Annotated in this window: 9 protein-coding genes and 1 tRNA gene; 6 read left to right on the top strand and 4 right to left on the bottom strand. The window is 41.6% G+C overall.

Annotated features, from left to right (window positions below):
• The 5 genes from TOL9009_RS39435 to TOL9009_RS0116160 form a co-directional block, all read left to right on the top strand.
• The coding region (locus TOL9009_RS39435) for a response regulator (protein WP_038296385.1) at positions 1-1,240 on the top strand (1,240 nt) is incomplete at its 5' end.
• Between the two features lie 80 nt (positions 1,241-1,320).
• Entirely contained in the window at positions 1,321-1,446 is a 126-nt protein-coding gene (locus TOL9009_RS49400; protein WP_260675905.1) for a hypothetical protein, read from the top strand.
• Complete coding sequence (locus TOL9009_RS0116170; RefSeq protein WP_029633709.1) at positions 1,427-2,260, top strand: CheR family methyltransferase; 834 nt, start codon at positions 1,427-1,429, stop codon at positions 2,258-2,260. The genes TOL9009_RS49400 and TOL9009_RS0116170 overlap by 20 nt, the downstream gene beginning before the upstream one ends.
• Positions 2,260-2,844, top strand: coding sequence for a chemotaxis protein CheB (locus tag TOL9009_RS0116165; protein ID WP_029633708.1), 585 nt, complete (start codon positions 2,260-2,262; stop codon positions 2,842-2,844). The genes TOL9009_RS0116170 and TOL9009_RS0116165 overlap by 1 nt, the downstream gene beginning before the upstream one ends.
• 59 nt (positions 2,845-2,903) lie before the next feature.
• Positions 2,904-5,030: a response regulator gene (locus TOL9009_RS0116160; RefSeq protein WP_029633707.1), complete on the top strand. Its 2,127-nt coding sequence runs from the start codon at positions 2,904-2,906 to the stop codon at positions 5,028-5,030.
• Positions 5,031-5,326: 296 nt separating this feature from the next.
• On the opposite strand, the gene TOL9009_RS0116155 is transcribed toward TOL9009_RS0116160, so the two are convergent.
• The 3 genes from TOL9009_RS0116155 to psbZ form a co-directional block, all read right to left on the bottom strand.
• A tRNA-Gly gene (locus TOL9009_RS0116155) sits at positions 5,327-5,398 on the bottom strand.
• A gap of 220 nt (positions 5,399-5,618) precedes the next feature.
• The gene (gene ribH / locus TOL9009_RS0116150; RefSeq protein ID WP_029633706.1) at positions 5,619-6,194 is read right to left on the bottom strand and encodes a 6,7-dimethyl-8-ribityllumazine synthase; all 576 of its coding nucleotides are present in this window, start codon (positions 6,192-6,194) and stop codon (positions 5,619-5,621) included.
• Between the two features lie 338 nt (positions 6,195-6,532).
• A complete protein-coding gene (psbZ, locus tag TOL9009_RS0116145) occupies positions 6,533-6,721 on the bottom strand; it encodes a photosystem II reaction center protein PsbZ (RefSeq protein WP_029633705.1) in 189 nt (62 codons plus the stop codon).
• 167 nt (positions 6,722-6,888) lie between these two features.
• On the opposite strand from psbZ, the gene TOL9009_RS0116140 reads away from it, so the two are divergent.
• The gene (locus TOL9009_RS0116140; RefSeq protein WP_029633704.1) at positions 6,889-9,609 is read left to right on the top strand and encodes a CBS domain-containing protein; all 2,721 of its coding nucleotides are present in this window, start codon (positions 6,889-6,891) and stop codon (positions 9,607-9,609) included.
• A gap of 48 nt (positions 9,610-9,657) precedes the next feature.
• Here the strand turns inward: TOL9009_RS0116140 and TOL9009_RS42195 are convergent, their stop codons facing one another.
• Positions 9,658-12,075: a protein kinase domain-containing protein gene (locus TOL9009_RS42195; protein WP_186227578.1), complete on the bottom strand. Its 2,418-nt coding sequence runs from the start codon at positions 12,073-12,075 to the stop codon at positions 9,658-9,660.

Here is a 12,075-nt window from a genome sequence, read left to right as displayed (position 1 = left end):
CCCATCCCCCCCTCCCACTTTCACCGAGTCGGCAATTGAAGACGATCGCCAAAATATTCTCATTGGCGATCGCACTCTTTTGATTATTGAAGATGACTTGAACTTTGCCCGAATATTACTGGATTTGGCACGGGAACAAAACTTTAAAGCTTTGGTAGCTTCTCGTGGTGATGTGGGTTTGGCAATGGCACGAGAATTTCAACCTGCTGCGATTATGTTAGATATCCGTTTACCGATGATGGATGGTTGGACTGTACTCGACCGTTTGAAGCACGACCCTAACACCCGTCACATCCCAATTCATATTATGACAGTTGAAGAAGGGCAAAAACGAAGTCTGCAACAAGGAGCGATCGCCTATTTGCAAAAACCTATTACCAGTGAAGCACTTTTTCAGGCTTTGAGGGATATTAAGGCATTTGTCGAACGAAGAGTAAAAAACCTGCTCGTAGTAGAAGACAATGAATTACAACGTCACAGCATAGTTGAATTAATTGGTAATGGGGATGTGGTAATTACTGCGGTTGGTACAGCTACAGAAGCAATGAATGCACTTAATACTACTCATTTTGATTGCTTAGTATTGGATTTGGGATTGCCAGATATGAATGGTTTTGACTTTATTGAGCAAATTAAACAACAACCAAATCTCAATTATTTACCCATCATTATTTATACTGGCAAAGAGTTAACATATCAAGAAGAAACAGAACTGCGCCGCATTTCTGACACTATCATTGTTAAAGATGCCCGTTCTCCAGAACGATTATTAGACGAAACATCGCTGTTTTTACATCGGCTTCAGTCAAATTTACCGATTGACCAACAGTTATTATTAGAACAACTACGCCATAGTGACCCGGTGCTAGCAGGCAAGAAAGTTTTAATTGTTGATGATGATATCCGAAACATCTTCGCTATTACTAGTTTGTTAGAGCCTTATGAAATGGAAATTCTTTATGCTGAAAACGGTAGAGACGGTATTAACGTGTTACGAAACAATTCTGATATTAATATTGTCTTAATGGATGTGATGATGCCAGGAATGGATGGTTATGAAACAATGCGTGCTATTCGCGCTGTTGATGAATTTAAAAGTATACCAATGATCGCTTTAACTGCAAAAGCCATGAAAGGCGATCGCGAAAAATGCATTGATGCCGGCGCAAGCGACTACATCACCAAACCCGTTGATACCGAACAGTTGCTCTCACTATTAAGAGTCTGGCTGTATCGGTAATAAATTGGGCAATGGGCATCGGGCAATGGGCATCGGGCACGCTTGCAGTGAGAATTAAAGAAGTTCAATAAAGCAAGTGCGTGAATAAATACAATTCTTTCCATGCCCCATGCCCCATGCCCCATACCCCATGCCCCATGCCCCATGCCCCATGCCCCATGCCCCATGCCCCATGCCCCATGCCCCATGCCCCCCAAAAACCCTAACGAACTCGAAGACATCGAAACTCAGCTACTACTGGAAGGAGTGTATCGCTATTACGGCTTTGACTTTCGCAACTATGCAATGGCTTCTCTCAAGCGTCGAATTTGGAATACAATTCGCTCGGAAAAGCTAACTAGTGTCTCTGGACTTCAAGAAAAAGTTCTGCACGATCCTGCTTGTATGGAACGTTTTTTATTGGGTCTTTCAGTGAATGTCACTGCGATGTTTCGCGATCCAAGTTTCTATATTGCTTTTAGAAATAAAGTTGTTCCCCTTTTGCGTACCTATCCTTTTATTCGGATTTGGCACGCTGGATGCTCTACGGGTGAAGAAGTTTATTCAATGGCAATTTTGCTATTTGAAGAAGAATTGTATCACCGTTGCCGCATCTACGCTACTGATATGAATGAAGTCGTGTTACGCAAAGCTAAAGCTGGTATTTTTTCTTTGCATTTAATGCAAGAATATACCCAACTTTATTTGCGATCGGGTGGTAAAGAATCTTTTTCTAAATATTATACGGCTGGTTATGATGGTGCTATTTTCCATTCTTTTTTGAAAGAAAATCTCATTTTTTCACCGCATAATTTGGTAACAGATGCTTCTTTGAATGAATTCAACGTTATTCTCTGTCGCAATGTTTTAATTTACTTTAACTCATATCTTCAAGACCAAGTTCACAAGTTACTATATGGAAGTTTAAAGATGTTCGGTGTTTTAGGATTAGGAAAACAAGAAACGCTGATAAATTCACCTTACGAAAAGTTTTATGAGGAGTTGGCGAGCCAGGAAAAGCTTTATCGGAGGGTCGAATGATAAAATTTGATATTACTGTAATTGGTGCATCTTGGGGCGGATTACAGGCGATGGAGACGATTTTAGGAAGCTTACCAAAAAACTTGGCGATCGCCATCGCTGTTGCCCAACATCGTCACAAAGATTCGGAGGGTGAATTGCTCAGTTGTTTGCAAAGGTATAGTTTATTGCCAGTAGTTGAAGTGATAGACAAACAGGCGATCGCTCCCGGACAAGTTTACTTGGCTCCCGCAGATTATCATTTATTAGTAGAACCCGGTCACTTTGCTCTTTCAACCGAAGCACCTGTTTCTTATGCGCGTCCCTCTATTGATGTGCTATTTGAATCCACCGCTGATGCTTATAAAGAGCGAGCAATTGGCGTTATTCTCACAGGTTCCAATCAAGACGGAGCACAAGGGCTAGCAAAAGTCAAGGCACATGATGGTTTAGCAATTGTTCAAGATCCGACCACGGCAGTTAGTCGTATAATGCCAGATGCGGCAATTGCAGCAGTGGTTTCAGCAAGAATTTTGCCTTTAACAGAAATCGCTCCCTTCTTGGTCAAGCTTTGTTCTTCCTCTTTTCTCTCTAGTTCGGGATAAAAAAGGTTGGGTTTTAGCATCTTAAATAATAAATTTTGAATTTCTAATTTTAATTGATTATGCAGTCTGCACCAAAAGTAAACATCCTCTTAATAGACGATCATCCAGAAAATTTGATTGCTTTGGAGGCAATATTAGAAGGGCTGGGTCAAAATTTAGTCAAAGCTTATTCGGGCGCAGAGGCTCTTAGGTGCTTATTGCATCAAGACTTTGCCGTGATATTACTAGATGTGCAGATGCCGGAAATGGATGGGTTTGAGACAGCAACCCTAATTCGGCAAAGAGAGCGATCGCGCAACACACCGATAATTTTTCTCACAGCCTTTGGTGTTAACGATACTATGGTGTTTAAAGGTTATACCTTAGGCGCAGTAGACTATTTGTCGAAGCCAATTGACTCGGTGATCTTAAAATCAAAAGTAACGGTGTTTGTGGAACTGTTCAAAAAAACACTCGAAGTCAAGCGACAAGCAACTGAACTTGCGAGCATGAACTCTGAACTGAGAGAAAGTGAAGAGAAATTTCGCGCATTAAGTGCTTGCTCTCCCATTGCAATTTTTTTAACAGATACACAAGGAAAATTTACTTATACAAATCCTAATTGTCAAGGATTTTATAACTTCAAACTTGCTGAAGGTTGGGAGGAAGGTTGGGCAAAATGTATTTATGCAGAAGATCGCGATCGCGTGCTTGCTGATTGGTCGCATTCTATTCGTTGCGAACAGACATACTCTTCGGAATTTCGTATTTGCCGCACGGATAATGCTTTGTGCTGGGTTCATGTCCGCACATCGGTGATGTTTTCCGATAATCGGCAATTATTGGGATACGTTGGCACTATTGAAGATATCACAGAACGCAAGCAGGCGGAAATAGTCCGCGAACAAATGATTAGGGAACAAGCAGCAAGACAAGAAGCTGAAGCTGCCAACCGGATGAAAGATGAATTTTTAGCGATCGTTTCTCACGAACTGCGTACCCCCCTCACCTCGATACTGGGTTGGTCGAAACAATTGCTTACCAGACAACTTGACCCCGCAATTACAAATCGCGCTTTAGAAACAATTGAACGCAATGCCCAATCTCAAGCACAACTGATTGAAGATATCCTCGATGTGTCAAAAATTATTCGGGGAAAGTTGCAGTTGCAAATAGAACCAGTAAATCTAATTGCTTTAATTGAAACACTAGTTGAAACTGTACGTCCACAAGCTGACGCGAAAGCCATTCAACTAGAAAGTATATTCGATCCGCAAGTACAAATGATTTGTGGCGACCAACAACGTCTACGGCAAGTGATTGGAAACTTGCTCTCGAATGCAATCAAGTTTACCTCCAAAGCCGGACGAGTTGAAATCAGCTTATCGATGGGCAATGGGGGACAAGGAGGACAAGGGGACAAGGGGACAAGGGGACAAGGAGACAAGGAGACAATTTTTTCTCCCCCTCCCTCCCTCCCCCCCTCCCCCCCTCTCCATGTCTCCCCATCCCCCCCTCCCTCCATCTACGCTCAAATCTCAGTTACCGACACAGGAATTGGCATTAATCCTGACTTTATTCCTTACGTCTTTGACCGCTTTCGGCAAGCAGATAGTTCTTCTACGCGCTCTTATGGGGGGCTAGGATTAGGATTGACAATTGCTCGTCATTTAGTAGAATTGCACAATGGCAAGATTTATGCTCACAGCGAAGGTGAGGGTAAAGGTGCAACTTTTACAGTTCAGTTACCATTACTAAAAGCAAATCAATTAAAGCCGGAATCTGCGCTAGAAAATAATGCAAATGTCCTAGAAAATTTACCTTCCCTCGATAATGTTAAAGTCTTAGTTGTAGAGGACAATATCGACAGTCGTGACTTTGTGAAAATTGTGTTGGAAGAATCTTTTGCCAAAGTTACGGCTGTAGGATCGGCAAGTGAGGCGATAGAATGTTTAAAACGAGATCATTTTCATGTTCTGGTGAGTGATATTGGAATGCCGGGAGAAGATGGTTATCAGTTAATTAGTCAAGTGCGAGATTTAGAGCAAAAAAGTGGTAGAAAAATTCCAGCGATCGCTCTGACTGCATACACCAGAATTGAAGATAAAATCCAAGCATTAGAAGCCGGCTTTCAAAAGCATCTGATAAAACCAATTGAACCAAATGAATTGGTGAAAATGGTCGCTGAACTTGTACACCGCTCCTGATCGGATGCAAGAGGTGATATCCAACCTTTGCAATAGACACTCTTTACTATAAATTAATTATGCGTTGCCCGAAACCTTTGTAGAGACGTAGCATTGCTACGTCTCTACCTATTTTTTACAGGTCCCTTGGAAGCTGAAAATCAGCAACAATACCTTGGAGTGATATCATGTCCGGTAGCTTACCCATAATTCATGAAGAACCCCACCCTGTTTATGAATCACGAATTTTTCTAGGAGACGTTCCGCCGGAACGTCTCTACAAATAAACGTTTGCCGTATTAGTATTTTATTTAAAAAGCGGGCAACGCGATTCGAACGCGCGACATTCACCTTGGCAAGGTGACGCTCTACCACTGAGCTATGCCCGCAACCTGCATACAAATACTATACTCTCACATCAACAACGGTTTGTCAATACCTTTATTAGTCAAAAGTCAAAAGTCCATAGTTTGTTGACTATTGACTATTGACTATTGACTATTAGACATCTCCAGAAACTAATTATGCGTTGCCCTAAAGCCTTGTAGAGACGTTCCGACGGAACGTCTTTACGTCTTTTCTGGAGATGTCTATTGACTATTGACACCCTTAGACGTGTTCTTCTGACTCGGCAGCAAATTCACCTAAGCTGGCACTTTTAAAAGAGGGAGGCAAAGATTGAGAATTGCGATATGGCTCTGCCAGGTTAGAGCGCAAATTCCGCATGAGGCTGCCCATTTCCAAGGCACTCATGGCGTATTCCCAACCCAAATTACTCTTAATGCCTGCCCTTTCTAAAGCTTGTTGCATCGTGTCTGTTGTCAAAACGCCAAAAATTACCGGAACACCAGTTTGAAACGCAGCGGCAGCAATACCTTTAGCCACTTCAGAGGACACCAAATCAAAATGAGGCGTTTGCCCTCGGATGACAGCACCCAGACAAATGACTACATCATATCTTTGAGAAACTGCCAACTGACGAGCCACTACTGGCACTTCAAAACTTCCGGGAACCCAAATATAATCCACCTGAGTTCCTTGAGGATTGACATCTACACCGTGGCGTTTCAAGCAATCTTGACAGCCTTCTAGCAGCTTACTGGTAACGAGGTCATTGAATCGACCAATAACCACTGCAAACCGCAAAGGTTCTGTCTGAGTAAAAGTTCCCTCGAAAACTGCCATAACTGCCTCTTAATCAATCAACTATACATATCAGCCAATATACATTTCTTATTTAAAAGTAGAGGAGCAGGAAAGATTAGGAGATCGGGGATTGGAGTGGGGGAGTGGGAGAAGATATAGAAATTTGTCTCCCTTGTCCCCTTATCTCCCTCTGATTGAAGCAAATCTTTATACTATAGCGCTTTGCAGTTGAGTCCAATACAGACCTAACCCCCAACCCCTTCCCTACGAGGGAAGGGGAGTAGGACTCAAAGCCTCTCTCCTTGTAGGAGAGAGGTCAAAAGTGTACTGCACCCAAGCGAGAACCGCTATATTTGCCAACGTAGACTAGTAGTCGCCTATACCACAAAAAAGTTTAATACACCAACTAAAAACACTAAGGCAAACCAGACTCCAGAACCGAGCCAAAGTAGCTTTTTAGAGTCACCCCAATTTTGTGGAGTGGCATAAGCTACAGGAACACCAACAACCATGACAAAGGACAACCCAACCAGCGCGACTAATGCAGCTTGGAATATAATGGTCATTTTTTTCTTCTCCCAAAACAGCTAAATACTAAAGATAGAATATCTTAAAGGGCAACACTTAAGGTCTTTCCCCCACTTGTAAGCTAGCAGAAATTGTAACCATTTAGTCCAAAGTCAAGAGTCCAAAGTCCAAAGATTGACTCTTGACCATTGACTCTTAATTAACTATGGACTTAATTCTTTGCCACACTACGGCTGATTTTGATGCGTTAGGAGCAGCGGTAGGGCTAACGCGGTTGCTACCAGGAAGCTTGATTGTGCTGACTGGTGGTTCTCATCCAACTGTAAGGGATTTTTTAGCGTTGCATCGGGATGAATATCCGTTGATTGAACGACGTTCGGTCAATCCGGAAAAAATTCGCTCTATAACTGTCGTGGATACGCAACAACGCGATCGCCTGGGGAAAGCTGCCGAATGGTTTGATTTACCCAACTTAAAAGAAATCATAGTTTATGACCATCACATCGGGCAAGAATCAGATATTCCCGCGACGATCGCCCATATTTCTCAAGTCGGTGCCACCACAACTTTAATGGTGGAACAATTACAACAGCAAGAAATTTCCCTCACCCCTGCCCAAGCTACTGTCATGGCTTTGGGTATTCATGTTGATACAGGCTCTCTCACCTACGACTCTAGCACCCCGCGAGATGCTTTAGCTTTGGCTTGGTTGATGCAACAAGCCGCTAGCTTGTCGGTAATTAGTGAGTATCTAGATCCCGGTTTATCTGTACAATTGCAGCAATTGTTAACTGAAGCTATAGACAAATTGCAAACTGTATGCATCCGGGGATATACGATCGCCTGGATTATTCTGAAAACAGATAAATTTGTACCTGGATTATCAAGTCTTGCCTCCCAGTTAATGACATTAACCGAAATTGATGCTTTACTACTGGCGAATGAATATCCTTTTTCTGAAGGAGAAATGCGGTTAACGGTGATTGGGCGATCGCAAATCAAGAGTATTAATCTTCACGAATTATTTGCACCTTTAGGCGGTGGCGGACATTCTCAAGCCACATCGGTGAACCTGCGTCAAGTAGATCCACAAGCTATATTAAACCAACTTGTTGAATCCATAAAAACTAATATTCCGCATCCCCCCATAGCGAGAGATTTAATGTCTTCCCCAGTCCGCACTATCCGTCCAGAAACTACAATTGAGGAAGCACAGCGTATTTTGTTACGCTACGGACATTCTGGTTTATCTGTCGTCGATGCTGAAGCACAACTAGTAGGTATAATTTCTCGCAGAGATTTGGATATTGCTTTGCATCACGGTTTTAGTCATGCACCAGTTAAAGGCTACATGACAACTAATCTCAAGACAATTACACCAGATACCACACTCCCCGAAATCGAAGCGCTGATGGTGACATATGATATCGGACGCTTACCAGTGTTGCAAGATAAACAATTATTGGGAATTGTCACTCGCACCGATGTTTTGCGGCAATTACATCAAGGAGACAAGGAGACAAGGAGACAAGGAGACAAGGAGACAAGGAGACAAGGAGACAAGGTTTTGTTTTCCTATGCGGAACAATTACAAGATAAACTTGCGCCGCAACTTTGGCAATTACTTAATTTAGCATCAAAAGAGGCAGAAAAACGCGGTTGGCATCTTTATTTAGTTGGGGGTGCAGTGCGGGATTTATTATTAGCTGAAGAATCCGCAAGTGCTTTGATGATTAAAGACATTGACATGGTAGTTGATGGCTTTCACAAATCAGCAGAAGTCGGTGCTGGTGTAGAATTGGCAAAAGCGTTACAACGAGTTTATTCGACTGCACGTTTAGAAATTCATGGCGCTTTTCAAACTGCGGCTTTGTTATGGCATAATGACCCAGAATTAGACTCGTTATGGGTGGATATTGCCACCGCTAGAACAGAATTTTATCCTTATCCGGCGGCGAATCCGGAAGTAGAAGCGAGTTCGATTCGTCAAGATTTGTATAGACGAGATTTTACGATTAATGCGATCGCGCTACGATTAACTTCTCCCCGCGCTGGTGAATTACTCGATTTCTTTGGCGGTTTGCTAGATTTACAGGCAAAGCAAATTCGCGTTTTACATGTCAACAGTTTTATCGAAGATCCGACACGCATTTATCGCGGTGTTCGTTTTGCAGTGCGCTTTGGTTTTCAATTTGAACCGCAAACAGAAGCATATATTCGTTATGCGATTAACAGCGGCATTTATGACCGCACGGCACAACAAAATAGCAAAACTCCGGCTTTACAAACTCGACTCAAAACCGAATTAAAGTATATCTTAGAGGCACCTTATTGGAAAGCTGCCTTGGAGTTACTTGACGACTTGGGGGCGTTGCAATGCATCCATCCCACGCTAAAGTTAGATGAAGAATTATTGCGACAATTACGTTTATTAGAACGCTGTTTGCGACGATTTGACACTGAGCAAAGTTTGATTCACTGGCAAATGTGGTTAGAAGCTATAATTTTGCATTTATCACCAGAATATCGCGGTAAGGTAGCAAAAAATCTACAATTTCCCGAAGATAGCATCAAAAGGTTAGAAAACTTAACATTAGCTGAAGCTGAGGTGATGACATTATTACCAACTTTCCAGCGTGCGAGTCAAATAGTGCAGTTGCTGCGAAAATATGACTTACCAATGTTAATTTTAATTGCGGTGCAAAGTAAGCGATCGCTCCGGCGGAAAATTTGGCAATATTTGACAGTATGGGCTAACGTTCAGCCGATTTTGAATGGCAATGATTTAAGGAAGTTAGGGTATAAACCGGGACCGCAGTTTAAGCAAATGTTAGATGATTTACTTGCTGCTACCTTGGATGGAGTTGTAAGCGATCGCGCTTCCGCTGAAGAGTTTTTAGTCAAGCATTATCCAGGGGTAAAATAGGAAAGCGATCGTATTTTATTAAATAATTTCAATAAACAGTGGTTATCTTTAGAATTTAAAACCTTTCAAAAATGATTTCAGCCCAGATATAATTGTTGGGTTGGGAGTAGTAACAGTTGGTGCAATCACAATTCTTTGCATATTCTCCAAAGCTTGTAAAACTTCCGTAGCCGATTGATATCTTTGTCTGAAGTCATAACGCACCATCTTATCTAAAATAGCTGCTAGTTCATCACTAACTTGTGCATTGTCCCGCCAAAATATTTCACCTGCATTAGAATTTTGCCGTAGTTGGTGAGGTGATATCCCAGTGAGTGCTTCGATACCAATAATGCCCACAGCATATATGTCACTGCTAAAAGATGGTCTACCTGCCATTTGCTCAGAAGGTGCATAGCCTGGAGTACCAATCATAACAGTTTCCCCAATAGTTGAGTTTTCAACTTGCTTTACAGCCCCAAAGTCAATCAAAACTATCTTTTGGTCTTGCTTGCGTCTAATTAAATTTGAGGGTTTTACATCGCGATGGATAATATTTTGCTGATGGACAAACTCTAAAATTTTAAGAATGTCGTGCAAAATGCTACTAACTTGAGTTTCATGTAATTGCTTTCCATGATAAATTTCTCTACTTAAAGTGTGACCTTCAATATATTCTTGAACTAAATAGAATTCATAATTTTCCTCAAAGTAAGCTAGAATTCCCGGAATTTGGTCGTGTCTTCCTAACCTTTCCAGAACTTCTGCCTCTTTCAAAAATAATCTTCTTGCCTCCTTCCCGAATTCTGGATTATTTGTCATGGAGTTAAGTTGTTTCACAACACATTGAGGATTGCTTGGTAAATTTATATCTTCTGCGATAAAAGTCTTACCAAATCCACCTTGACCCAAGATTTTTAAAATTCTGTAGCGTTCATTTAACAGGCTTCCTATTTCTGTAGTTCTTCGCGTACTAGAAACCTCCGAATTAATCGGAGTTTTTGGTGGTAACTCAGTTTCAGGTTGAATTACTGATAATTGCGGCTGAGTAGTAGGTAAAATAACATTAGTTTCCCCTCTCAAACATTCACCACAGTAACTACAAAAAGAGTTTTGAGGAGAATTTTCATGCCCTTGACTACAACTAATTGAAAGTTTTATCGATTGCTGATTTAAAGCCTCACCACACTGGATGCAAAAACGATTGTCAGAGGAATTTTTATGACCTTTGTTACAAATAATTGTAACCTTCTGCACTATTATTGGCGGTGGTGTTGGCGGGGAAGAACTGCCTACTGAAGTCGGCAGCCAAGCTATCGAACCTTGGCTACCTATTTCAGATTCTTCACCTGTAACAGTTACCTGATTAGTTTGTTTGCGAGTTTCAATACCACCAAGCGATCGCCAAGTTAAGGGTGGTTCTGCGGGATTCTGAAAAGTCATTGGCAGCCAAGTAGCACCAGGAAATTGATTTTCCAAACGATTTATCTTTTCCCTTGCTCTCCGCACAGCAAGATGTAAAGGCTTTCCTTGTGCAAATGCTTCTAAAAAACGTTGCAAAAACATCTGTGCTACTTGATCCGGCACAGGCTCTCGCATAACAATAATATTTGGAACGTGCAACTGAGCCAATTGCCGTGCTATTCCCAACCCATCACAGGAGTTAAAAATTGCCAGTTGCAAACCGCGCTTAACAGCTTTTCTCAGGTCAGGTTCTAAATCATCAATGGTTATACTTTTCTCATCATCAAGGTCAATAAAACCACTTTCTCCATCATCTTCACTGCGACTGTGACCAGCAAAAAAGAGTATCTGGGGTTTATGTTTATCAATCTGGTCACATAAATTGTCTAATTTAGGCTTATTTATATTAATTAACAAGGCATTGGAATCTTGAGCTAATCGTTCTTCCAACATCTGCCAGTCTTTTTTAGTGTTAATTCTAGTATCTTTGCCGAAAACTGCTAAAACTTTGACTTTATCGGTGTTAGTCGCTATTTGCCCTTTTTTCACTGGTAGAGACAAAGCAACCTCAGCCCGATGGTAATGCTTAAAAAAATCATCCCAAAGATGCCAAGGCAAACGTTGTAATTCCAGATTTTCAGTTTCAAATATGACCCGAATTTCTTCAGATTCATCCTTTAAGTTTTGGAATAATTTCTCTCGAATAGGACTAAAACTAGAATCAGCTTTAAGCCAGTCATTAAGACTCAACTTTAACTGTTTGCTGGCTTTTTTAATATCACTGATGATAGAAGTGCTAGTACCTCCCGTGACGCTGATTCGAGTAAAATATCTGCCCGACACATGCTTGCGATAATGCGACTGCCAAAGTGTATAATGTTTATGCAACTCGGTCGCTGGAGGCAGTTTGCCCTTGACAGCAGCAATCCATTGGCGATCGCCTTCTGTCCAAATCTGCAAGGAGACAGAAAAACCAGTCTCAAAATTCCCCTCTACTAAATTGATCACAACTAGCTTGCCCAT

The sequence above is a fragment of the [Scytonema hofmanni] UTEX 2349 genome (genome assembly GCF_000582685.1).
GTDB classification, from domain to species: Bacteria; Cyanobacteriota; Cyanobacteriia; order Cyanobacteriales; family Nostocaceae; genus Hassallia; species Hassallia hofmanni.
This window is presented reverse-complemented; position numbering and strand designations above follow the sequence as displayed.

What these genes read in the sequence shown, in the direction of transcription:
- TOL9009_RS0116160 (WP_029633707.1), top strand. Translation starts at nt 2,904, where the DNA reads ATGCAGTCTGCACCAAAAGTAAACATCCTCTTAATAGACGATCATCCA.
- ribH (WP_029633706.1), bottom strand. Translation starts at nt 6,194, where the DNA reads ATGGCAGTTTTCGAGGGAACTTTTACTCAGACAGAACCTTTGCGGTTT.
- TOL9009_RS0116170 (WP_029633709.1), top strand. Translation starts at nt 1,427, where the DNA reads ATGCCCCCCAAAAACCCTAACGAACTCGAAGACATCGAAACTCAGCTA.
- TOL9009_RS0116140 (WP_029633704.1), top strand. Translation starts at nt 6,889, where the DNA reads ATGGACTTAATTCTTTGCCACACTACGGCTGATTTTGATGCGTTAGGA.
- psbZ (WP_029633705.1), bottom strand. Translation starts at nt 6,721, where the DNA reads ATGACCATTATATTCCAAGCTGCATTAGTCGCGCTGGTTGGGTTGTCC.
- TOL9009_RS42195 (WP_186227578.1), bottom strand. Translation starts at nt 12,075, where the DNA reads ATGGGCAAGCTAGTTGTGATCAATTTAGTAGAGGGGAATTTTGAGACT.